Here is a 23,513-nt window from a genome sequence, read left to right as displayed (position 1 = left end):
GGTTGAAGCGCGGATTTGGGTGATAGTCGTCGACGAGCCGGCTTTGGTTCTAAGCGAAACCGAGAATGCATGTCGGAATGATGTACCGCGACCGTGAAATCCGCTCACGCGCGCAAACTCACCGAATCAGAAAGTCACCGCGCCGAACCCACCGGAGCCAGCCCGGCTTCGCTCGCACGCTGCAACTGATCGACCTGCATCTGCAATGCGCGCAGCTTGCGTTCCGATTCGAGCTTGTCGCTCTGCAGCGCAGCCGATTCCGCCTGCAATTGTTGCTGACGTTCCGACACCTGCGTGTCCTGCTGCTGCGCGAGCGCGAGATCGGCGGATAACCGGTTCGCGCGATTCGCCGACACGGCGATCACGCGGTCGAGCAGCGCTTTTTGCGCCTGCAACTGCAGACGGCGAATCTCGCCATCGGCAAGATCATGTGTCTTGCGCGCGAACTGCGCGTAGACCGATTCGGCGCGATTCTCCTCCTGCGTCTTCACGACGCGCCACGAATGCGAGTCCTGCGACAACGCCACGTAATAGAGCATCTCTTGCGGCAGAAAATAGAGCCTCGCGCCGTAGCTGCCATTGCGCGTGACGCGCAGCTCGGTCAGTCGGCCCGCCTGCACCATGTCCTGCAGTTCGGCGAGATTGCTCGCGGAGGGCGACGCGCCATCGCTCTGAAGATCGGAGAGGTCTTCAGGCGATAGCGCCGGTGCGCTGTTTGTTCGATCGGCTTTTGGAGCCGGAGCCGGGCTCGTGGCAGCCGATGCATCGGCGAAAAAAGCTAGCAATCCGGAGAGGAACAAAGCGAGGACAAGTACTGCGTGACGAATGAAACGTAAGTGCATCATGTTGGCTTCATGCCGATAAAGTTAAGCGATTCATCACCGGGCCTGATTGGCCGATGCATTGTCGGGACGTGAAGCGACATTGCTGTCGAGCGTGGGCGAATGCTGGAGCATGGAGTAGAGGGCGGCGACGTTCAGCGGCTCAGTGGCGCGCGGCGCCGCAGTGAGTTGCTTGGGCTTCGTGCTCGCGCCGCGATGTGTCGATGCCGCGTATCGAATAACCGGTTTCGTGGCTGCCCGCTTCGCGCGATGTGCGCCCGCGTTCACGTATCGAGGAGTTCGTGCGTGGGACGCTTCGGCATGTACGGAAGCCGGCGCTGGTTCTAACTCACGCGCATGCGCGGGCCGACTTGCCATGAGAACGCGCGCCGCGACAGGCTGCGTTGGGTCGACCGGGCGCGGGTCCCCCGGTTGACTTACCGTGGGCACGCGCGTCGCATCCGCCGCTCTGTCGCGCGACACCGCTTGTCCAATCTGCATCTGTTCTGCGTCATCAACCGCGGGCTTCGACCCGCTTCGTTCCAGCCACTGTTCATGCGCGAACAGCACCCAGACGAACAACGCCGAAACCGCGATGGCAATAGCGGATTTTTCAAAGCTGCCGATGCGGTAAGGCCGCTTGCGTAACGGCGACGGAGTGCGCAGATCGATACGCATGGGCTTTCTTTCCGCAGCCGCATCGACCTGTGCGGCAGGCTCTTTCATACGCGACGTAGAAGGACGCGTGGCGCCCTTGGCGAGCTTTCCCCAGATACTCGTCGCTTGATACGGAGAACGCGCATGCAACGAGTCCGACGAGTCGGACATGCGCGAGTACTTGGTATTGAACCGTGCGCCGTAGAGCGGAATCTCGGAGCGCGACGTACTCGGCCGAGCGCGCGCGGGCGACCACTCGCGGCCGAATTTCAGCGATGGATCAGCGAGCGGGCGCACCGTTGGCAGGCGTAGATTGCCTTCCACGACGATCAGAGGCTCGTTCATGAGTGTTCCAGGTGGATGCGCCGATGCGCGCACGATTGGGACGTGCGGGCATCGGCCCGAGGTCAGCTAGATTGACTCGCGATCATACGAAACAGCACTGAACTAAACGACCAGACTTATCCTAATGATTCGATCTTAAAAGGAATGCTTATTGACAGATGGCAGCTTTTATGTCGGAAGCATTGCTTGTGAGCCGCATTTAATTCAGAGAGAGCGTGTAGCGCAACGAGAACAAATCGAGGCCCGCCATGTTGTCGGCTTGACGCGAAGTGAGCCTCCATCCGCGCGACTCGTAAAAGCCGATAGCCGCCGCGTTGTCTTCCAGCACGTAAAGATGCAGTTCGCGCGCGCCACGTGTGCGCGCCCAGCGTGCGGCTTCGGCGAGCATCGCGGTCCCGGCGCCAAGCCCTTTGTGCCCCGGCAGCGCATGCAGATTGTCGACGAGCACGCTGCCCGTGTCGTCCGGTTCGACGAGACATACGAAACCCACCGGCTCACCCGCATGTTCGGCGATCAGCACGCGACCCGCGCCGGCCTCGATTTCCCGCATACGGGTTTGCCAGTGCGCGGCGCGCTCTGCGTGAATGTCCCGATCGAGATAGACATCCGGCACGATGCCGCGATAGGTGGCCACCCAACTGCGCGTGTGCATCGACACGATCAGAGCGGTGTCGGCCGGCGTTGCGGTCCTGAAAACAATAGCTGAATTTGTAGGCTTGGAGATAGGCATATGTAAGCTATTGTTAATCTTCTTTTGAGTGATGTTGACCGAAGTTGCGTGCAGAGAAACGTCCGCAGGCGTTAAGATTGAGGCACTCGTGAATTTACAAAAGAATTACGGGTAAACCCTAATCAAGCGAAAACCCTTCGCCACCGGCCAGAAGCGGTTCGCGAACCGCGATGCGTCGTTCAGCCTGATTCGAGAAAGTCCATGTCCACGACTCACGTTGCACCCGCCAATGAATCGAAGTTCAAGACGGTTTTCCGCGTCGTCAGCGGCAACTTCCTTGAAATGTACGACTTCATGGTTTACGGCTATTACGCCTCCGCCATCGCCAAAACCTACTTCCCGAGCGGCAACGAGTTCGCCTCGCTGATGCTCGCGCTTTCCGTATTCGGCGCAGGCTTCCTCATGCGTCCGGTCGGGGCGATCGTACTCGGCGCGTACATCGACCATCACGGGCGGCGCAAGGGCCTCATCCTCACGCTGATGCTGATGGCTATTGGCACCGCTTGCGTCGCGCTCGTGCCGGGCTACGCCACCATCGGCGCGATCGCACCGATCATCGTGCTTCTCGGGCGGCTTCTGCAGGGCTTCTCGGCGGGCGTCGAGCTCGGCGGCGTGTCGGTGTATTTGTCCGAGATCGCGACCAAGGGCAACAAGGGCTTCTATTGTTCATGGCAGTCGGGCAGCCAGCAAGTGGCCGTCGTGTTCGCCGCGCTCATCGGCGTGGTCATGAACCAGTTGCTGCCGGCCGACCAGATGACCGCGTGGGGCTGGCGCGTGCCGTTTTTGATCGGCTGCCTGATCGTGCCGTTCCTCTTCATCATCCGCCGTTCGCTGCGTGAGACGGACGAGTTCCTGGCGCGCAAGCATCGTCCCGGCATGGCCGAGATCGCGCGCTCGATCGCAACAAGCTGGCCGATCGTGCTCGCGGGCATGGGCATGGTCATCATGACGACCGTGTCGTTTTACATGATCACCGCCTACACGCCGACCTTCGGCAAGGAAGTGCTGAAGCTGTCTTCCATCGATGCACTCGTCGTCACCGTATGCGTCGGGCTCTCCAACCTCGTCTGGCTCCCCGTCATGGGCGCGTTGTCGGACCGCATCGGGCGTCGTCCGGTGTTGCTGTTCTTCACCATTCTGACCATTCTCACGTCGTATCCGGCCGTGCAATGGCTCGTCGCCGATCCATCGTTCGGGCGGCTCCTGATCGTCGAACTGTGGTTGTCGTTCCTCTACGGTAGCTACAACGGCGCGATGGTCGTGGCGCTCACGGAAGTCATGCCGGTCGACGTGCGCACCACCGGCTTCTCGATGGCCTACAGTCTCGCGACGACCATCGGCGGCTTTACGCCTGCCATCTCGACCTATCTGATTCACTCGACCGGCAACAAGGCCGCGCCGGGCTTGTGGATGGGTCTCGCGGCCATCTGCGGTCTGATCGCCACGCTCGTGCTGTATCGCTCGCCGGAAGCACGCAATCAGTACAAGACAGCCTGACGTCCGTAGCTGGCTGAAATAAAAATCCCTCGTCGCGGCGAGGGATTTTTTTTGCATCGACGAAACCTGCGGGCATCACTCGCGCAGTGCCGCCACGACCTTTTCGACCACGCCGTGCCAGTCGCCGGGCACGTGCTGCCGCACGAGCCGCGCGCGCGGATACCACACGCATGTCGCGCCGCTGATACCCCAGCGCCAGTCGGCCGCGAACGGCAGCATGACGATGACCGGTTTGCCGAGTGCGCCGGCCAGATGCGCGATCGAGGTATCGATCGACACCACGGCGTCGAGTCGGTCGACGATGGCGGCGGTATCCGCGAAATTTTCCAGCTTGCCCTCGAAGCGATGCGCCGACTTCGCGTTCGGATGCTTTTGCAATGTGTCGCGCTCGTGTTCGGTGAGAAACGGCTGCAGCACGACCCAGTCGATGCCTTCGAGCGCCAACAGCGGCGCGAGCGCTTCGACCGGCATGGAGCGCGTTTCGCCCGGCTGCAGCCGTCCCGACCACGCGATGCCGATCTTGCGCTTCGCCTGCCCGCCGATCGACCCGCGCCACTTCCGGCGATAGTCGGCCGGAATCACGAGATAGGGCGTGCGCGCCGGGATCGCCTCGGGCGTCGTCATGCCGAGCGCGAGCGGCAGGCTGAGGAGCGGACAGAATGCATCGGCGACGATGCGCACGCCTTCCGTCCTGCCGACGAGCTCGATGCGCGCCGCGTGTGCCGCCGGCGCGATCAGCGGCACCAGCGACGCTTGTACTTCGAGCACGAGCTTGCCGACGCGCTTAGCCGCAAACGCCACGAGGCGCACGAATTGCAGGGTGTCGCCGAAGCCTTGTTCGGAGCGCACGAGCAGGGTCTGCTGCGGCAGCGGCTCGCCGTTCCAGCGCGGCAGCGGCGGGGCGTCGTCGGCGCCCGGCGTCTTGAGCCGCCATTCGTAAGCGGGCAGGCCGCGCTCGTAATCGCCGAGCGCGAGTAGCGCGAGACCACGGTTCAGATGCGCGGCGGGCATGTGCGGGTCGAGCCGCAACGCCTGATCGAATGCGCGGATCGCCGCGGCGGGCGATGCGAGCGCGAGCTGCGAATTACCGAGACACAGCCACGCCACGCCGTACTTCGGGTCCAGCCCGACCGCGCGCTCATAGCTCACGACCGCTTCGTGGTGGCGATTGAGCTTGGCAAGCACGTGGCCAAGTCCGAAGTGCGCCGGGGCAAAGCGCGGCTGCAAGCTGAGCGTCTTGTGCAGCGCGGGAAGCGCTTCTTCGGGGTGCCCGGTCTTGTCGAGCAGATTGCCCAGGTTGAAATGCGCGGCGACATAATTCGGCTCCGCGTCGATGGCCGCGCGAAAATGCGCGACCGCGCCGACCGAGTCGCCGAGTGCGTTGAGCGCCATGCCGAGATTGTTGTGCGCGCCCGCGTGGCGCGGCCGTAAATCGAGCGCGCGGCGAAACGCGCGCGCGGCATCCGCATGACGATCAAGCGACGCCAGCGCGTTGCCGAAGTTGTTCCACGCGGCGGCGTCTCGTGGCTGCAGACGCAGCGCTTTCTCGAAGGCATCGGCGGCGTCTTCATGGCGGCCGACCGCCGTGTACGCGTTGCCGAGGTTGTACTGCGCGAGTGGAAAGCCCGGTTCGAGCGTGAGCGCGTTACGAAAACGCTCGATGGCGTCGTCGATACGGCCGAGCGCCTTGAGCGCGTTGCCCAGGTTGAGTTGCAGACCGGCATCGGTCGGACGCAGGTCTACCGCGCGGCGCACGAGAGAAGCCGCTTCCTCGTGCTGGCCTTGTTGATGGCGCAGCACGCCGAGGTAGTGGAGCGCGTCGACGTGAAGGGGTTCGGCGGCGAGCGCGGCCTGATAGTCGCGCTCCGCCTCGGTCAGGCGGCCGTCACGATGGGCCGCGAAGCCGCGGGCAAATACGGTGTCCATGACGGGAAGTTTGTGCAAAACACACGTATTTTCCCACACTGGCCCGAGCGATTTCCGCCTGTACGGTTGACATGTCGCGTCGATGGTCCTTAACATGTGAACACCTATTCATATGTTGACGATCAAGTCGTGGCTTCGACTCCACTGAATCCTGCTGGCGGCATCACTTCGGATGACCGCGTCGTACCGCTTGCCGACCTGTTTCGCTTGCTTGGCGACCCGACGCGCTTGCGCATCGTGCTCGCGTGTGTCGCTGAAAGGCGCGCGGTGGGCGCGATCGCGGAGGGGCTCGGGTTGTCGGGTTCGCTCGTGAGCCATCACTTGCGGCTCCTGCGCGCGGCGCGGATCGTGCGGGCCGAGCGGCAGGGCAAGCAGGTTTTTTACGTGGCGGCGGATCGCCATATCAGCGGGATGCTCGGCGAATTGCTGGAACACATTGCCGAGCCGCAGCCGCAGGACGCGACGGATATCGACTGATCGAACGAATCACGGGCACCACGATGAACAAGCAAACGCAGCACGACCACGAAGACCACGTTCACGCGGGACATGACCACGCCGGTCACGAGCATGCCGGCGACGACCACGCCGGTCACGACCACAAAGGTCATGAGCATGCCGGCGACGACCACGCCGGTCACGACCACAAAGGTCACGACCACAAAGGTCACGACCACGGCGCGGGCGGACATCATCACCATCACGCGCCGCAGGCCGGACAAGGGCGCACGTTCGCGCTGGCAGTCGGCCTGAACGTGCTGATCGTGATCGTGCAGGCCGTCTACGGCTTTCTCGCGCATTCCACCGCGCTGCTCGCCGACGCCGGTCACAATCTCTCCGACGTGCTCGGTCTCTTGCTTGCGTGGGGCGCGGTATGGCTCGGCACGCGCCGGCCGAGCGCGCGCTATACCTTCGGCCTCGGAAGTTCGTCGATTCTCGCCTCGCTTGCCAATGCCGCGCTTTTGCTTTTCGCGTGCGGCGCGATCGTGCTCGAAGCCGTCCAGCGTCTGTTGAATCCGGCGCCCGTCGCGGGACTCGACGTGTTCATCGTCGCGACGCTCGGCATGGTCGTCAACGGCTTCTCGGCGTGGCTCTTCATGCGCGGCAGCAAGGAGGACCTCAACGTGCGCGGCGCCTTCCTGCACATGGCCGCCGATGCCGCGATCTCCGCCGCCGTCGCCGTGAGCGGCCTCGTCATCCTCTTCACAGGCATGAGCTGGCTCGATCCGGTGATGAGCATCGTCGTGGTCGCGGTGATCGTCTACGGCACGTGGGGCCTCGGGCGCGACGCGATGCGCCTTGCCATGGCAGCCGTGCCGCCGAGCGTGGATCTGGCGCGTATCGAAGGCTATCTGACGCGCTTGCCCGGCGTGCGTAACGTGCACGACCTGCACGTGTGGGCGCTGTCCACCACGGAGAACGCGCTCACCGTGCATCTCGTGATGCCGCAAGGCCATCCCGGCGATGCCTTCGTGCAGGGCGTCGTGACCACCTTGCGAAGCGACTACTCGATGCATCATTCGACCTTGCAAGTGGAACTCGGCATGAGCTGCCACGAGTGCGTACTGCAGCAGGAACGCGCGCACGCGCATTGAAGGCACGGCCGCGCGTGTGCGCCGAGGTCGGCGCCCAGGTCCACCGAGGCGCGGCCACGGCGTACACTCGACAACGTGACGTTTCAGGGAGGACCGCATGTTTGCGCCAAAGCTGAATCCGAACGACAAGCTGGATGTCGCGCCCGTTCTGATCGTCGGTGCCGGTCCTACGGGACTCGCCGCCGCCATGAGCCTTTCGCGCGCGCATATTCCCGTGCGGCTCATCGACCGCGCGCACGAGCGCTCGCCGTATTCACGCGCCATCGGCATTCAGGCGCGCACGCTCGAACTGCTGGAACAGCATCGCGTCGTCGAGCCGTTTCTCGAACTCGGGCATCGCTCGCGGGTGGCGAACCTCTATTCGAACGGTCAGCGCCTCGCGCGGCTCGACTTCGATCCGTTGCAGACGCGCTATCCCTATCTGCTGTTTCTCGACCAATCCGAAACCGAACGCCTGCTTGCCGGGCATCTCGAAAGCCAGGGCGTGACGATCGAGCGCGGCGTCGAACTCGTCGATTTCAATCAGGGCGCGGCGGGCGTGCAAGCCACCTTGCGACACGCCAATGGCCGCGATGAGATCCTGCGCCCGTCCTACATGATCGCCGCCGATGGCGCGCATAGCTTCGTGCGGCATCGGCTGGAAATCGGCTTCGACGGCAAGACGTTCGACCAGACCTTCCTGCTCGCCGACCTGCAAGCCGATTCCGACTGGCCCGACGACGAACTCCATATCTTCGCGTCGGGCGAAGGCCTCGCCGCGCTCTTTCCGATGAGCGATGGCCGCGCGCGTCTCATCGCCGACTTGCCCGCGCCCGTCGACGACAAGGAGAAGGCAGGGCCCACTATCGAGGAATGTCGCGCGATCGTCGAGCGGCGCGTGCATCATCGCGTCACGCTGTCGAATCTCACGTGGTCGGCGTACTTTCATGTCAATAGCCGCATGGTGGATCGTCTGCGCGTGGAGCGCATTTTCCTTGCGGGCGACGCCGCTCACGTTCATAGCCCCGCAGGCGCGCAAGGCATGAACACGGGCATTCAGGAAGCGTTCAATCTCGGCTGGAAACTCGCGCGCATGCTCGCGGGCGGCGCGCCCGAACGCCTGCTCGACAGCTATCACGCGGAACGGCATCCGATCGAGCGCGACGTGCTGCGTCAGTCGAACATGCTGTTGCAGATGGCGGGCGCGGAACACGGCCCGATGAAGCTCATGCGCGATCACGTCATGCCGATGCTCGCCGCTATCGGCCCGTTGCGCGATGCCATGCGGCGCACGGTGAGCGAGCTTTCGATCAACTATCGCAAGAGCCCGCTCACGCTGGAGCGTCTGCTCGATGGCGGTCCGCGCGCCGGCGAACGCGCGCCCGATGCACGCGTGCATGTCGTCGATGGCCCGCTCGGCCGCTTGCCCGGCGTCGGCTGTCTCTACGACCTGCATGATCCGGGCTGCTTCTCGCTGTTCCTGCTGCTGAACCCGTCGGGCGAGGACGACATCGCGCTGGCGCCGGCGACCATCACCGTGGCGCACGCGATGCGCGATCCCGACCTCGACGGCCTCGTGCGCTCCATCGAAGCGCTCATGCCGAATGCCGTGCGCGTATGGCGTATCACCGATACGCAAGGCGAAGGTGCGACTTCGCTCACCGACAATTACGGGCGCACGCGTCCCGCGTTCTATCTCGTGCGGCCGGATGGTTATATCGCGGCGCGCGGGCGGGCGCCTTCGGACGTCCACTCGTTGCTGCGCCACTGCGAGACGTGGTTCAGCGCACAGGGCGCGGATAACAACGAGCCGCCCGCGCACGAGTATCGCGAGTAAAACGAAAAACGCCCTGCCGCTCGTGAAAGCGGGCAGGGCGTCGGCACGGCACCATCGCTTAGGTTAAGCCGCCACTTTCGGCTGAAGATCGTCCTTATGCGCGGTCAATGCCTCGCGCAAAATTGGCAGCATCGACGCGCTCGCCTCCGGATTGTCGAGTGCGGCAAGAATCGCGAGCCGCATGCGCGGTTCCCAGAAGCGGCGTATGTGATCCGCCACGCCATCGACGGCCTCGGGGCGATCCGGCATCGAATCGAAAAACTCGCCGATGCGGTTCGCCATGTCGATCAGGTTATCCACGTCCATGCGTCATTTCCCCGTAGTCGCCGCGACATCGCGCATGTTGAGCAGTTCGAGCTGCTGCGTGTTGAAGCGCGAATATTCCTTTTGCCATTGCGACGGTTGTTCCACCGGCATGACCTGCACCGCCGTGACCTTGTATTCAGGACAGTTGGTGGCCCAGTCCGACGAGTCCGTGGTGATCACGTTCGCGCCGGATTCCGGGAAGTGGAAGGTCGTGTAGACGACGCCCGGCTGCATGCGCTCGGTGATCTTCGCGCGCAGCACGGTTTGTCCCGCACGCGATTCGATACCAACCCAGTCGCCCGTCTTGATGCCGCGATCTTCCGCATCGACCGGATGAATCTCCAGACGGTCCTCGTCGTGCCACTGCGAGTTTTCGGTGCGACGCGTCTGCGCGCCGACGTTGTACTGCGACAGAATGCGCCCGGTCGTCAGCAGCAATGGATATTTGCGCGTGACCTTCTCCGGCGTCGCCACGAACTTGGTGATGACGAAGCGTCCCTTGCCGCGCACGAATTCGTCGATATGCATGGTCGGCGTGCCTTCCGGCGCACGCTCGTTGCACGGCCACTGAATGCTGCCGAGCTCGTCGAGCTTCTCGTAGGACACGCCGTGAAACGTGGGCGTGAGTCGCGCGATCTCGTCCATGATCTCGGACGGATGCGTGTAGTTCATCTCGTAGCCAAGTGCGCGCGCGAGTTTGATGGTCACTTCCCAGTCGCCCAGGCCGGGCAACGGCGGCATGACCTTGCGCACGCGCGAGATGCGGCGTTCGGCGTTGGTGAAGGTGCCGTCCTTTTCGAGGAAGGTCGAGCCTGGCAGCAGAACGTGCGCGTACTTCGCGGTTTCGTTCAGGAAGATGTCCTGCACGACGATGCATTCCATCGCCGAGAGCGCGTCGGCGACGTGCTGCGTGTTCGGGTCCGACTGGACGATATCCTCGCCCTGACAATAAAGGCCCATGAAGGTGCCGTGCGCGGCGGCATCGAACATGTTCGGAATGCGCAGACCCGGTTCCGGCTGCAGCTTCACGTCCCAGGCTTCCTCGAAGAGGGCGCGCGTCGCGGCATCGCTGATATGCCGATAGCCCGGCAACTCGTGCGGGAACGAGCCCATGTCGCACGAACCCTGCACGTTGTTCTGTCCGCGCAACGGATTCACGCCGACGCCTTCGCGGCCCACGTTGCCCGTGACCATCGCCAAGTTGGCGATGCCCATGACCGTGGTCGAGCCTTGCGCGTGTTCGGTCACGCCGAGACCGTAGTAGATCGCGCCGTTGCCGCAGTTCGCGTAGGCGCGCGCGGCTTCGCGCACGAGCTTCGCGGGCACGCCCGTGACGGCTTCCATCGCTTCGGGCGAGTTCTCTTCGAGCGAGACGAAATCGCGCCATTGCTGAAACGCGCGCGTTTCGCAGCGTGCGGCGACGAAGGGTTCATCGACCAGTCCTTCGGTCACGATGGTATGCGCGAGCGAGTTGACCATCGCGACGTTGGTGCCCGGCCGCAATTGCAGATGATGCGACGCCTTCACGTGCGGCGTATCGACGATATCGATGCGGCGCGGGTCGATCACGATCAGTTGCGCGCCTTCACGCACGCGCCGCTTCAGCCGCGAGCCGAAGACCGGATGGCCGTCCGTGGGATTCGCGCCGATCACGACGATGACATCGGATTTCTCGACCGACGCGAACGTCTGCGTACCCGCCGATTCGCCGAGCGTGGACTTGAGGCCGTAGCCGGTCGGCGAATGGCAGACGCGCGCGCAGGTATCGACGTTGTTGTTGCCGAACGCCGCGCGCACGAGCTTCTGCACGAGATAGGTTTCCTCGTTGGTACAGCGCGACGAGGTGATACCGCCGATGGAATCGCGCCCGTACTTGTCCTGAATGCGGCGGAATTCGCTTGCCGCGTAGTTGATCGCTTCGTCCCACGACACTTCGCGCCACGGGTCGGTGATCTTCGCGCGGATCATCGGCTTCTTGATGCGATCCTTGTGCGTGGCGTAACCCCACGCGAAGCGGCCCTTCACGCACGCGTGGCCTTCGTTGGCCTGGCCGTTCTTGTTCGGCGTCATGCGCACGACGGTGTTGCCTTTCATCTCGGCCTTGAGCGAGCAGCCGACGCCGCAATACGCACACGTCGTGATGGCCGAATGCTCCGCCTGACCGAGCATGATGACGGTCCTTTCCTGCAAGGTCGCGGTCGGGCACGCGGCGACGCACGCGCCGCACGACACGCACTCCGACTCCATGAACGGCACGTTTTCGCTTGCCGCCACGCGCGATTCGAAACCGCGCCCGGCGATGGTCAGCGCGAACGTCCCTTGCGTTTCCTCGCACGCGCGCACGCAGCGATTGCAGACAATGCACTTCGACGGATCGTAAGTGAAGTACGGATTCGATTCGTCCTTCTTGTCCTTCAGATGGTTCGCGCCTTCGTAGCCATAACGCACTTCGCGCAAGCCGACCACGCCCGCCATGTCCTGCAGTTCGCAATCGCCGTTGGCGGGACAGGTGAGGCAATCGAGCGGGTGATCGGAAATGTAGAGTTCCATCACGTTGCGGCGCAGCGACTGCAGCCGGTCGGTCTGCGTGCGGACCTTCATGCCCGCTTCCACGGGCGTCGTGCACGAAGCCGGATAGCCGCGCTTGCCCTCGATCTCGACGAGACACAGGCGGCACGAACCCCACGGTTCGAGCGAATCCGTGGCGCAGAGCTTGGGCACGTTGATGCCCGCTTCGATGGACGCGCGCATCACCGACGTTCCCGCCGGCACCGTGACCGCCTGGCCATCGATTTCCAGCGTCACGTCGATATCCGCGTGACGCAGCGGCGTGCCGTAATCGGTTTCGTCGAACGGGTCGCGGCGCTGAACCGAGGCCGCGCTCTTGCATGCGCAATTGCCCGAGCCGCAGCCGTTGATGGTGTTGGACATGTTCTTGTCTCCCTTGCTTTAGGCCGCTTTTCGGGCGGGCGTGCGGGGCAGCCCGAAATCTTCGGGAAAGTGATCGAGCGCGGACAGCACCGGGAACGGCGTCATGCCGCCCATTGCGCAGAGCGAGCCGGCGACCATGGTGTCGCACAGTTCGCGCAGCAGCGTGATCTGTTTCACCGACGTATCGCCGTCGCGAATCTTGCCGATGACCTCTTCGCCGCGCGTCGAGCCGATGCGGCACGGCGTGCACTTGCCGCACGATTCGAGCGCGCAGAAGTGCATCGCGTATTGCGCCAGTTCGGCGAGGTTCGAAGTGTCGTCGTGGATCACGAGACCGCCGTGGCCGACCACTGCGCCGACCTTCGCGTATTCCTCGTAGTCGAGCGGAATATCCCACTGGCTTTCCGGCAGATACGTGCCGAGCGGACCGCCCACCTGCACCGCGCGCGCCGGACGGCCGCTCGCCGTGCCGCCGCCGTATTCATGTATCAGTTCGCGCAGGCTCACACCGAACGCGAGTTCGACGAGTCCGCCTTGCTTGACGTTGCCCGCGAGCTGGAAGGGTAGCGTGCCGCGCGAGCGTCCCATGCCGAAGTCGCGATAGAACGCAGCGCCTTTCGCAAAGATGATCGGCACGGTGGCGAGCGTGATGACGTTGTTGATGACAGTCGGCCTGCCGTACAAACCGACGAGCGCGGGCACCGGCGGCTTCGCGCGCACGATGCCGCGCTTGCCTTCGAGCGATTCGAGCAACGCCGTTTCCTCGCCGCAGACATACGCGCCCGCGCCTTTCGCCACGTACAGGTCGAACGCATGCGAGGTGCCGAGCACGCTCGCGCCTAGCCAGCCGGCATCGCGCGCGCGCTCGATCGCCCGATTCAGGGTGGCGATGGCATGCGGATACTCGCTGCGCACGTAGATGTAGCCCTTGGTCGCGCCCGTCGCCACGCCCGCGATGATCATGCCTTCGATCAGCATGAACGGATCGCTCTCCATGACGAGGCGGTCGGAGAAGGTGCCGGAGTCGCCTTCATCCGCATTGCAGACGATGTACTTCTGGTCCGCATACGCGCCGCGCACGGTCTTCCATTTGATGCCGGCGGGGAATGCCGCGCCGCCGCGTCCGCGCAGGCCGGAATCGACGAGCGCTTCGCACACCGCGTCGCCGTTCATGTCGAGCACTTGGCGAAGGCCCGCGAGTCCGCCGAGCGCGGTGTAATCGTCGACGGAAAGCGGGTCCGTGATACCGATGCGCGCGAACGTCAGCCGCTGCTGCTTCTTGAGGTACGGAATGTCGTCGACCAGGCCGACGTTCTTCGCGTGGACGCCGCCTTCGTGAAAAGAGGCATCGAAGAGGGCGGCGATATCGTCTTCTTCGACATTCGAATAGCCGATGCGCCCTTGCGGCGTTTCCACTTCGACGAGCGGTTCGAGATAGAAGAGGCCGCGCGAACCGTTGCGCACGATCTGCACGTCGATGCCGCGCTTGTCCGCTTCGCTTTCGATGGCCTTCGCAATGCCGTCCGCGCCCAATGCCAGCGCGGCGGAATCGCAGGGAACGTAGATGCGCGTCATGCCGCCACCTCTGTCTTCTGGCTTTGTTCGCTCGCTGCCTTGTAAAGACGATCGAACTTCTGCGGCGTGACGCGCGCGTGAATCTCGCCGTTGATCATCATCGACGGCGACAGCGCGCATTGGCCGAGGCAATACACCGATTCGAGCTCGGTGCCTTCGGCATGACCGCTGTCGAAACGGCATCCGGTATGCCCTTCGATGTGATCCTTCAGCGCTTCGGTGCCCATGCTGCGGCACGCTTCCGCGCGGCACAACTGCACGGTCACGCGCGCGGGCGGCGCGCTTCGAAAGTGATGGTAGTACGTGATCGTGCCGTGAACCTCCGCACGCGACAGCGACAGGACGCGCGCCAGCGGCGCGACGACTTCTTCCGGCACGAAGCCGGTTTCGTCCTGGATGGCATGCAGGATGGTCATCAAGGTGGCGTCGTGCACGGCATGGCGGCGCACGAGGTCTTCAGCGGCAGCGGCGGACAACGGCTGCGTGTGTGTCATGGGGCTCCTCCAACGCTCGGTATATGTTTTATTAGTGCATATTTCGATCATATAATCGTAAGCACCGAGCAGGTAAAAGAACAATAGGCGTCGTGATATATCTTGGCAATAGGAAGGGGCAATGCATATGGTCGATGTCGAATGCCGCGCCGAACTCATCCTTCGCGAGGCCGATGGCCGGGAGACCAGCCTGAGCGCGGTTGTGCCGCTTTTGAAGCTCGTCTCTCAAACTGGCAGCATCGCGAATGCCGCGAGCGCTAAGGGTTTGTCCTATCGGCATGCGTGGGGTTTGTTGCGCGAAATCGAGGCGCGGCTGGGCGGCGCGCTGATCCGAAAATCGCGCGGACGCGGGTCGGTATTGTCGGAACTTGGCGAGTCCGTGTTGCGTGCGCAGCGCGTTTGCGGCGACCGGCTCGAAACGCCGCTGCAGTCCGTCGCAAGCGATGTCGCCAATGAACTCAATCGCAAACTCGCCAGTGGTCTCGCGCAAGTGCGTATTCATGCATCGCACGGCTACGCGGTCGCGACGCTCGTGCACGCGCTCGGCGAACAGCGCGTGCCGGTGGACATCAAATACCGCGAAAGTTACGAAGCCGTGAGTGCGCTGGCTCGCGGCGAGTGCGAACTGGCGGGCTTTCATCTGCCGATCGGCCCGTTTCGCGCGACGTGTGCGGAGAGCTATCGTCCTTATCTCGATGCGGGCAAGCATCAACTCATTCGGCTCACGCGGCGCACGCAGGGCCTCTTCGTGCCGAAGGGCAACCCAAAGCGCGTGACGGGACTGCGCGATCTCGCGCGCAGCGACGTGCGCTTCGTGAATCGTCAGCCGGGCTCGGGCACGCGCATGCTGCTCGATTTGTCCTTGCGCGGCGTCGGTGTCGATCCCGATCAGATCAACGGTTACGCGACCACCGAACTCACGCATTCGGCCATCGCCGCGTTCGTCGCGAGCGGCATGGCCGACTTGGGCTTTGGCGTGCAGCCCGCCGCGCAGCACTTCGCGCTCGACTTCATTCCGATCATCGACGAGGACTACTTCTTCGCATGCGAACGCGCGCGGCTCAACGAGGCGCGGCTTGCCACCGTATTGCGCGTGTTACGCAGCGACGCGTTCAACGACAGCGTGGCGCATCTGGAAGGTTACGACCCGGCGCGTTGCGGCTCGCTCGTCGATATCGAAGAAGGTTTGCGCGGCTGAGACACTCGCCGACGCGCGCGGGAGAAACGAACGGTAAGAAGACGCCAACCTGGAAGAAACTGCTGGCGGCGGTGAATTGGGTTAACCTAACGCTTTGCTGTCGACTCAACCCTGTTCCAGACGCGGCTGTCCCGCGCGAAATTCCGCCATGAAACTTACGTTGCTCGCTTCCACCACCGCTGCGCTCGTCGCCGGTGCGTTCTATCTGATTCCCGTTGCGTTTGCCCAGAATTCGCCTGGCGTGCCGGGCGGCGTGCTGCAAGACCAGTTCCGCCTCAACGAACATCCGCAAATGCAGTTTGCGGCTTCCGCGCCAACCGATAAGTATCAAAAGGGCAGCTCGCCCATGCGCCGTCGCGGTGACCTCGGCGACCCGGACGGCTGCAATCTGAAGTGCCCGAAGGACGGCACCAACTGATCGCCGTTTCACTTTTGCGACCGCATTGCCGAATGCCGAACAGCGTGTGCGGTTGCAGCAAAATCTTCCTCTTACTTCGTGCCAAAACCGCTTTGCACTGACGCGACGCGGCAGGACGTGTGCGCGCAGTCACACATGCACTTTCAACGTCTTACGCATCGACTGAAAAACGCTATGTGATGGCGGGCGTTTGGTATGACCTCCGGAGTACCTTATGACGGCGTGCTCCCGTGTGCTGTTTTGCGTGGGCATGGCTCATTAGTCATAAAACACAAAAAACAGGAAGTGCGCTGGCCGCCGGATGATGCGAACCGGCGGGCGGCGACGGGGACCACGATACTTTGGGCAAAGCGTGTGGCCACTGAGCGCACTTCGGATCAGCCGAGGGACTGCAAAATGCGTATTCTCCAGGTCATACTGGCGCCCCGACTATCCGGGGCCGAAGTGCTTGCCAAAGGCGTCGCGATCGGGCATCAGCGATCGGGCCACGACGTCTGCATCGCATCGCTGATGCCGGAACACGACGACTTCAAACACATCAGCGCGGAACTCGGTTCGCACGGCGTGATCTGCCTTTTCCCGACGAAAAACCCTGGCAAGCTCGGACGCTTGCTGTTCTTGCATCGCGCGATCCGTCAGTTCAAGCCCGACATCATCTTCGCGCACGCCACCATTCCCGCGCTCTACGTTCGCGCCTTGCCGACGCGGGTGCCGATCGTCTGGGTCATGCACTCCGGCGCGAACGACTTCGCGAACCGGGCGCTTTTGCGCGCCGAGCGATTGCTGTCGAGCCGGGCGAAGGCGGTGATTGGCGTGTCGCAGAAGAATATCGACAACTACGTGCAGGAAATCGGGCTGCATCCTTCGATGATCGTCGTGCCCAACGGCGTCGATGTCTCCCGTTTCGCCGACGACGCGCAACCGTCCATTCCCGTGGCCGCCAAGCAGATCGTGCAGGTGGGCCGCTACATTCCCGAGAAGAATCAGTTGCAGACGGTCGAAGCGTTCGCGCGCGTCGCGCGCGCCGAGCCGGATGCGCGACTGCTGCTGTGCGGCGTCATCGAAAATCTCGACTATCACAAGGCGGTCGTCGATCTGGTCGCGAAGCTCGGACTTGGCGATCGCGTGAAGATCGAAGGGCCGCAGATGAACGTGGCGCAGATTCTGAAGGCGTCGAGCGTGTTTGCGATGCCTTCGAGCTTCGAGGCGCATAGCATCGGCTTTCTGGAGGCGCTGGCGTCGGGCATTCCGGTGGTCGCGAGCGCGATTGCATCGTTCGCCTTCGCGGGTGGTTTTCCCGGCGTGCAATTACTCGATACCGCCGACAGCGACGCCTACGGCCACGCCTTGCTCGATGCGCTCAATCAGCCGCGCGCGACGCGCCCGCTCAACGGCCTGACCCTGCAGAGCACGGCGGACAAGTATCTGGCGATCGCGCGGGACGTTCTGAACTTGCGCGTGGGCCTAAGTTGAGCGTCGGCTTGTTTGAACAAGTACGCGCCGCATCGGTTGCCCGGTCGGCGCGTTTGATTTGGTGACGGCGAACGCGCTTTCACTGCCCCCAGTAAGCCAGCGTCTTGAGCCACAGCGACTCGGAGAACAGCCCTGGCAATTCGCCCCAAATTTTCACCGGCCCGAGCTTGAACGCCGTATCGAATTCGTAGCCGTAGAGACTCGGCGCGCCGCCCGTGTAATAGAACTCGCCGAGCAACGCGTTCGCGCGCTTGAACAGCACCAGCGTGGCGTGATCGTCGTGTTCGGTGACGCGCGCGATTGCGGGCATTGAATCCGCGTAGGACGTATCGGCGAGCGTCGTCGTCTCGATGGCCGGGCCGAACGCCTTGCCGCCTTTCATCGTGAAGACGCGCGTGCTCGCGCTGTCCCCACGCGGTTCGAGCACGGCCAGATCGTCGATGCCGTCGCCATCGATATCGCCCGCCACGACCTTGGCGAACGGCGCGCGCAACTGCGCATAGACGTTCGTGCGATAGCTCGGCGCGAAGGCGCTTCCGTCACTCGCGAATTGCGAGAGCGCGAGCGCGCAGTCGATATTCTCGATCGCGAGAAGCCCCACGTGCTTCGATTGCGCGACGCGAGCCGGCATGAAACGCGCGCTCTGACTCAACTGGCTCGCCTTTAACCACAGCGCAGGCCCGTTCGCCGTCGCGCCGTCCGACGTCAGCACCCAGAGGTCGAGCCCCGCGTCCTTGCTTTTCTGCGCGATCATCACGTCGGCGCGGCCGTCGCCGTTGAAATCGCCTGCCACGTATTGCTGCGCGATTTCGGGCGTCCATGCCGCGCTCGTCTGAAACCACAAACGGGGCGCCTCGAAATGCGTGCCGGCGCTTTTTAAAAGCCAGAACGCGGTGCCGCCGTTGCGCGGCGTGATCGCCATCAGATCGGCGCGGCCGTCGCCATCGAAATCGCCCAACAGAAAGCGCGCGCTGTCGAAGCAAAGCGCATCGGCATTGCAGGTCGGCGCGGTGGCTTGCGGGTCGAACGGCACGGCGTTCAGAAACCACGGCGACGCCCGGTCGAAGCGCGACATCTCCGCCACCCAGACGTTGAAGCCGGGCCCGTCCTTGCGCCGCTGCACATACACGGTGCTGTCGCGGCCTTCGCCACGAACGTCGCCGAAGAGGGCGCCTTCCTGCCGCGTGTCCGTCCACACCGTTTGCGATGACGGCGACCATCGATACTGCGCCGTCAGCATCGAACAGCGGCTTGCCGTCAGTGAGTCGTTTTTCTCGCCAAGACAGTGATCGAGCGGCGTGTACACGAAGCCGAAGTCCCACGGCGTCCAGTGCTGCGCCGCGCTTTCCGGCTTGCAGCTTTCCTCGACAAGCCCGTTTTCCCGTTCCGCGATACACCCGCGCGTCGCCGCGCTCACGAAGAGCGCATCGTTTTTAGCGCCCGGCGCGGCGGGCAACTGTTGCCAGAACCAGTTTTGCGTCGCGGCGCCTGTGCATGCGGCGAGCGTCGGTGCCTTACCCGCACCGGCCGATGTCAGGCAGCGGCTCGAGTATTCGTTGACGAGCTGGAACGGGCGCAGCTGGAACTCCGGACCGGCGTCGTTCGCATGGGCCATGCTCCAGTAGCGGCGCGCGACCCAGTTGCCGTCCCACATGTACTCGCCGAAGACGTGACCGGCGTCGTTGCCATCGATCGCGAAATAGCTGCCGACGACATCGCGCTTTCGCAGCGTTTGCGCGGCGTCGAGATTCTTCGGCAAGCCGCCCGTCGGATAGGTGACGTGATAGCCGATCGGCACATCGCGCTTCAGGCTCTGCGCAACCACACGCGTGATGCGCGCCGCGAGAATGTGATCCGGATGCTCCATGAAGGCGACCGTATCCGGATTGAGCGTGTAGATTTCCGTAGCTTGCGAGAGGATCGGGCGCAGCGTCGCGGAAAGGGCGGCGCGGTCGTAAGTGGTCGAACCGGTGCCGTCCGCTTGCAGCGGATAGGTATTGAGCGTCTGCCCGCGATCCCACAGCAAACCGAGCGGCACCTTGCCGCCGCGCACCCCGCCGCCAGGCAACCGCAATTCGAGCAGCTTCACGCGCGGCTGTTGCGTAAGCACGAGCTGATGCACGGGCTTCCCCGCAATCATCACTGTCGATTCTTGCCATTTGTCCGGCACGCCTGCCATGCGTGCGTAGGCGAGCTTCGTGCCGGTCTCGCGAAGCACGACGTAATCGAACTTCGCACCGTTTGCGCCGCCGATCAGGTGAACCGTCGTCACGCACCAGCCGGCGTCGAGCTTGTCGCTGATGCCAGGATTCACGAAGAGGAGATCGTCGTCCAGGTGGGCGACTACCGTGATGAGTGTGCCCGCGTGGCAATCGGCGACGGGCGGGGCCGCGCGAGCGCCAGCCGGAAGGAGGGCGCCGCATAGCGCCCACATCAAAGAAAGAATCAGATTGCCGATCCACCGTCTCGCTATGCTTCTGCGCATGCTTTCCCCGTAAGCGCTTATCGACGCGCCGATCGTCGACAGAATAAAGCAGAAGATTGCCGTGCGAACGAGAAATCGGTCAGTGGCCGAGCGAACATGAATGGGGCTGACGCGTCCAATCTTGCGACACAGAAAGGCATCGCCTTGCGCCGGGCTTACGTGCATCAAGATAACTGCTGTAAAGCAGCGTTTTAGGACCGCTCTGATACGAACAGTACTGGCCGCCGACTATTCTCTCGTCCGTAGCCGAGGTTGTCTCTGCCAGAGCTACGTCTCTCAAGGATGTTTGCCCCGCCCCGCGCGGGGCTTTTTTTTGCCTACGGGTTTCGCGGATGCGCTTATTCGCGCGGGTTGGCGAGCCGTGGCAAGAAAAAACCCGCGGTGCTTTCGCATGCGCGGGTTTCAAATGGGGTGGTGGAGGCGGCGGGAATCGAACCCGCGTCCAGAAGCACTCTACGAACAGTTCTACATACTTAGTTCTATCTTTTGATTTAACCGTAGCAACGCGGACGAACACGCTTCGCTACAGCGATTCACTGAATTTTCGACTTTGGCGTCGTGACGCCGACAAAGCTTAACTGACGTATATGACCTCTCGTGGTATTGCTACCCTAACCCGTCAGTAAGTTAGTGAGAGGACGGCGGCCCTTAGGCTGCCAGTGCGAACGTTTCGTCGTTTGCAGTTACGTTTTTCCCATTGATTAACGAGGTGACGGGTCCTCGGTATGCCCTGACCGCTTCGCAACCCCTGTCGAAACCAGGTCGCCCCCAAGCAGAACGGGGATTATCCCATGAAAAGCCATGTGAGGCGAACCGCGGCCACTTTCAAGCGATATCGCGCAGCAATTGCTGCAGTTCTTCTGGCGTGTCCACTACGTGAGTCGCGTGCCAGCGGTGCGGCGGAATGTCGTCGCCGCAATAGCCATAGGCCGCCGCCACGGTGATCATGCCGGCTGCAAAGCCTGCCTGAACGTCGCGCAAGTCGTCGCCGACATAGACGATTCGCTCCGGCGCCACATCCAGTAATTCGGCCGCGTGCAGCAGCGGCGCGGGATGCGGCTTCGAATGCGCCGTCGTATCGCCACAAACGAGACAACCGGCCCGCTTATCCAGTCCGAGCAGGGCGACGAGCGGTTCGGCGAAGCGCGTCACCTTATTCGTCACGATGCCCCAGCGCACGCCGCGTGCATCGAGCTGGTCGAGCAACTCGGTGATGCCGGGAAACAGCGTCGTTTCGATACACAAATCCGCTTCGTAGTTGGCGAGGAACTCATCGCGCATCGCCGCGAAATCGGGATGCTCGGGGCTGATCTCGAACGCGCCGCCCAACAACCCGCGCGCACCCGCCGAGGCGTAAGGCCGCAGAGTTTCGAGCGGGCGCATTTCGAGTCCGCGATCGTGCCGCATCTTGTTGACGGCCGCGACGAGATCGGGCGCGGTATCGGCGATGGTGCCGTCGAGATCGAACAGTACGGCCTGGCAAAGCCCGAGCGAATCGCCCTCGGCGGCGCGCTGGGGCAGCGGGGTGGGATCATCGGGCAGGGGCGTCGTCTGGACAACACCGTTCTGGTCTTCTTGGGTCATGGCGTCAGGCTTCCCGGCGGCAGGCCATCATGTAGTTGATGCTCGTGTCAGTAGACAGCCCGAAGTGGCGCGAGAACGGACGGTAGGTGATGCCCTTGATGTCGACCGGCAAGAGCGACGCCGTGCGCGCGAAGGTGGCGAGTTCGGACGGCTTGATGAAGCGCGCATAGTCATGCGTGCCGCGCGGCAACATGCGCGCGATGTACTCCGCGCCGATCACGGCGAACATATACGCCTTCGCGTTGCGATTCAGCGTAGAGAAGAAGACCCAGCCGCCTGGCTTGACCAGCGCGGCGCACGCGGCAACGGTGCCCGCCGGATTCGGCACGTGCTCGAGCATTTCCATGCAGGTCACGACGTCGTAGGAAGCGGGTTCGCGCGCGGCCAGCGCTTCGGCTGCGATCTCCTCGTACGCCACCTCCACGCCGCTTTCCAGACTATGCAGATCCGCGACGCCAAGCGCACTCGACGACAAGTCGATGCCCTTGACCTTCGCGCCACGCGCCGCCATCGATTCCGACAAAATGCCGCCGCCGCAGCCGATGTCGAGCACTTGCTTGCTCATCAGATGCGCGTGCGCATCGATCCAGTCGAGCCGCACCGGGTTCAATTCGTGAAGCGGTTTGAACTCGGCGTTCGGGTCCCACCAGCGATGCGCAAGCTCGCTAAATTTCTGCAGTTCGTGGGGATCGACGTTGGTCATATTCTCAATTGCCCTTCTAAGTCGTGAATCGTTAAGGATCGAGTATATAGGCGCGGGAAAAGGGCGGCAAAAAGCTGAAGTGACGCGTCGCCGACAACTCGCTCGTTCCGTGCCATAGCCTTCGAGGCCGCCTGCGCCGGGGCCACGGTTATTGCGCTTTATTCGATGCGGGCATCTCGCGGAGATTCACGAAAATCGCAGACATAAAAAAACCCCCGCCGAAGCGGGGGTTCGATCCTGCGGCAATCAGCGCAATTACTGCGGCTGACGCGTCGTGCCGACAACTTCGACTTCCACGCGACGATCCGGTGCGAGGCAGGCGATGAGTTGCTTGCGGTTCTTCTGGTTGCAGCCCGTGGTGACCGGGTTGCGCTTGCCCTTGCCTTCCGTATAGATACGGTTGGCTTCGATGCCCTTGCTGACCAGGTAAGCCTTGACAGCTTGCGCACGGCGCAGCGACAGACGGTCGTTGTACTTGTCCGAACCAATGCGGTCGGTGTAGCCGGTAGCGACCACGACTTCCAGGTTCAGCGCGCCGATCTTCGATGCGAGATCGTCAAGCGCGGTCTTGCCAGCCGGCTTCAAAACTGCCTTGTCGAAGTCGAACAGAGCGTCAGCTTGATAGGTGACCTTCTGGCTTTGGATAACCGGGGGCGGCGGAGCGACCGGTGCGGGCGGCGTCGGCGCGACTGCGACCAGAGCGCCATCGCACTTTGCGTTGGCCGTGGCCGGGGTCCAGAATGCGTCGCGCCAGCAGAGTTCGTTCGTGCCGTTCATCCACACATACTCGCCCGTGCCGTTCACCCAGTTGTCGTTCACGGCTTGTCGCGAGGCCGGCACCGATTGCGCCGAGGCCGATGCAGCCATAACTGCGGTAGCTGCAATGAACGCGAGCTTTGAAAGTTTATTCATATTTCTCCTCTCGAAATTGAGATTACCGCAGGTTTACTGCGAGCCTG

General features: G+C 63.1%; 19 protein-coding genes and 1 other RNA gene. 7 read left to right on the top strand and 13 right to left on the bottom strand.

Translation table 11 applies throughout. The annotated features are described in order from the left end of the window. Positions 1–134: 134 nt before the first annotated feature. From LDZ28_RS10110 to LDZ28_RS10100, 3 genes are all read right to left on the bottom strand, one after another. The gene (locus tag LDZ28_RS10110) at positions 135–845 is read right to left on the bottom strand and encodes a DUF2968 domain-containing protein (protein ID WP_244825951.1); all 711 of its coding nucleotides are present in this window, start codon (positions 843–845) and stop codon (positions 135–137) included. 33 nt (positions 846–878) lie between these two features. After that, on the bottom strand, positions 879–1,823 hold the full coding sequence (locus LDZ28_RS10105) for a hypothetical protein (protein WP_244825949.1): 945 nt from the start codon (positions 1,821–1,823) through the stop codon (positions 879–881). A 199-nt stretch (positions 1,824–2,022) separates the two neighbouring features. Beyond that, positions 2,023–2,475 carry a GNAT family N-acetyltransferase gene (locus LDZ28_RS10100; protein WP_244828097.1) on the bottom strand — a complete coding sequence of 151 codons (453 nt, stop codon included), beginning with the start codon at positions 2,473–2,475 and terminating at the stop codon, positions 2,023–2,025. 279 nt (positions 2,476–2,754) lie between these two features. Between LDZ28_RS10100 and LDZ28_RS10095 the strand changes: the two genes are divergently transcribed. Then, positions 2,755–4,050, top strand: a complete 1,296-nt coding sequence (locus LDZ28_RS10095; RefSeq protein WP_244825947.1) for an MFS transporter — start codon at positions 2,755–2,757, stop codon at positions 4,048–4,050. Positions 4,051–4,125: 75 nt separating this feature from the next. On the opposite strand, the gene LDZ28_RS10090 is transcribed toward LDZ28_RS10095, so the two are convergent. Continuing rightward, positions 4,126–5,976, bottom strand: coding sequence for a tetratricopeptide repeat protein (locus tag LDZ28_RS10090; RefSeq protein WP_244825946.1), 1,851 nt, complete (start codon positions 5,974–5,976; stop codon positions 4,126–4,128). A 129-nt stretch (positions 5,977–6,105) separates the two neighbouring features. Here LDZ28_RS10090 and LDZ28_RS10085 point away from each other — a divergent pair, with 129 nt between their 5' ends. From LDZ28_RS10085 to LDZ28_RS10075, 3 genes are all read left to right on the top strand, one after another. Continuing rightward, positions 6,106–6,453 carry a helix-turn-helix transcriptional regulator gene (locus LDZ28_RS10085; RefSeq protein WP_244825944.1) on the top strand — a complete coding sequence of 116 codons (348 nt, stop codon included), beginning with the start codon at positions 6,106–6,108 and terminating at the stop codon, positions 6,451–6,453. Positions 6,454–6,476: 23 nt separating this feature from the next. Beyond that, positions 6,477–7,571 (top strand): cation diffusion facilitator family transporter, encoded by a 1,095-nt coding sequence (locus LDZ28_RS10080; protein ID WP_244825943.1) that lies wholly within the window; start codon positions 6,477–6,479, stop codon positions 7,569–7,571. A 97-nt stretch (positions 7,572–7,668) separates the two neighbouring features. Beyond that, the gene (locus tag LDZ28_RS10075; RefSeq protein WP_244825942.1) at positions 7,669–9,387 is read left to right on the top strand and encodes an FAD-dependent monooxygenase; all 1,719 of its coding nucleotides are present in this window, start codon (positions 7,669–7,671) and stop codon (positions 9,385–9,387) included. A gap of 63 nt (positions 9,388–9,450) precedes the next feature. On the opposite strand, the gene LDZ28_RS10070 is transcribed toward LDZ28_RS10075, so the two are convergent. The 4 genes from LDZ28_RS10070 to LDZ28_RS10055 are packed head-to-tail and all read right to left on the bottom strand — an operon-like array spanning position 9,451 to position 14,693. Continuing rightward, positions 9,451–9,693 carry a formate dehydrogenase subunit delta gene (locus LDZ28_RS10070; RefSeq protein ID WP_244825940.1) on the bottom strand — a complete coding sequence of 81 codons (243 nt, stop codon included), beginning with the start codon at positions 9,691–9,693 and terminating at the stop codon, positions 9,451–9,453. Between the two features lie 3 nt (positions 9,694–9,696). Further along, positions 9,697–12,624: a formate dehydrogenase subunit alpha gene (gene fdhF / locus LDZ28_RS10065; protein ID WP_244825938.1), complete on the bottom strand. Its 2,928-nt coding sequence runs from the start codon at positions 12,622–12,624 to the stop codon at positions 9,697–9,699. A gap of 18 nt (positions 12,625–12,642) precedes the next feature. Continuing rightward, on the bottom strand, positions 12,643–14,199 hold the full coding sequence (locus LDZ28_RS10060; protein ID WP_244825936.1) for an NADH-quinone oxidoreductase subunit NuoF: 1,557 nt from the start codon (positions 14,197–14,199) through the stop codon (positions 12,643–12,645). Next, the gene (locus LDZ28_RS10055) at positions 14,196–14,693 is read right to left on the bottom strand and encodes an NAD(P)H-dependent oxidoreductase subunit E (RefSeq protein WP_244825934.1); all 498 of its coding nucleotides are present in this window, start codon (positions 14,691–14,693) and stop codon (positions 14,196–14,198) included. The genes LDZ28_RS10060 and LDZ28_RS10055 overlap by 4 nt, the downstream gene beginning before the upstream one ends. Positions 14,694–14,820: 127 nt before the next feature. Here LDZ28_RS10055 and LDZ28_RS10050 point away from each other — a divergent pair, with 127 nt between their 5' ends. From LDZ28_RS10050 to LDZ28_RS10040, 3 genes are all read left to right on the top strand, one after another. After that, a complete protein-coding gene (locus LDZ28_RS10050) occupies positions 14,821–15,891 on the top strand; it encodes a substrate-binding domain-containing protein (protein WP_244828096.1) in 1,071 nt (356 codons plus the stop codon). A gap of 148 nt (positions 15,892–16,039) precedes the next feature. Then, a complete protein-coding gene (locus tag LDZ28_RS10045) occupies positions 16,040–16,309 on the top strand; it encodes a hypothetical protein (protein WP_244825932.1) in 270 nt (89 codons plus the stop codon). Between the two features lie 396 nt (positions 16,310–16,705). Beyond that, positions 16,706–17,782: a glycosyltransferase family 4 protein gene (locus LDZ28_RS10040; protein ID WP_244825931.1), complete on the top strand. Its 1,077-nt coding sequence runs from the start codon at positions 16,706–16,708 to the stop codon at positions 17,780–17,782. A 79-nt stretch (positions 17,783–17,861) separates the two neighbouring features. On the opposite strand, the gene LDZ28_RS10035 is transcribed toward LDZ28_RS10040, so the two are convergent. From LDZ28_RS10035 to ompA, 5 genes are all read right to left on the bottom strand, one after another. Further along, positions 17,862–20,267, bottom strand: a complete 2,406-nt coding sequence (locus LDZ28_RS10035) for a VCBS repeat-containing protein (RefSeq protein WP_244825930.1) — start codon at positions 20,265–20,267, stop codon at positions 17,862–17,864. A gap of 412 nt (positions 20,268–20,679) precedes the next feature. Continuing rightward, positions 20,680–21,037: a transfer-messenger RNA gene (gene ssrA / locus LDZ28_RS10030) on the bottom strand. A gap of 55 nt (positions 21,038–21,092) precedes the next feature. Further along, positions 21,093–21,851, bottom strand: a complete 759-nt coding sequence (gph, locus tag LDZ28_RS10025; protein WP_244825929.1) for a phosphoglycolate phosphatase — start codon at positions 21,849–21,851, stop codon at positions 21,093–21,095. A gap of 4 nt (positions 21,852–21,855) precedes the next feature. Then, a complete protein-coding gene (ubiG, locus tag LDZ28_RS10020; RefSeq protein ID WP_244825928.1) occupies positions 21,856–22,554 on the bottom strand; it encodes a bifunctional 2-polyprenyl-6-hydroxyphenol methylase/3-demethylubiquinol 3-O-methyltransferase UbiG in 699 nt (232 codons plus the stop codon). A gap of 255 nt (positions 22,555–22,809) precedes the next feature. Then, the gene (ompA, locus tag LDZ28_RS10015; protein WP_244825927.1) at positions 22,810–23,466 is read right to left on the bottom strand and encodes an outer membrane protein OmpA; all 657 of its coding nucleotides are present in this window, start codon (positions 23,464–23,466) and stop codon (positions 22,810–22,812) included. Positions 23,467–23,513: the final 47 nt, after the last annotated feature.

Origin of the sequence: Caballeronia sp. TF1N1 (assembly GCF_022878925.1) — a bacterium.
GTDB lineage: Bacteria > Pseudomonadota > Gammaproteobacteria > Burkholderiales > Burkholderiaceae > Caballeronia.
This window is presented reverse-complemented; position numbering and strand designations above follow the sequence as displayed.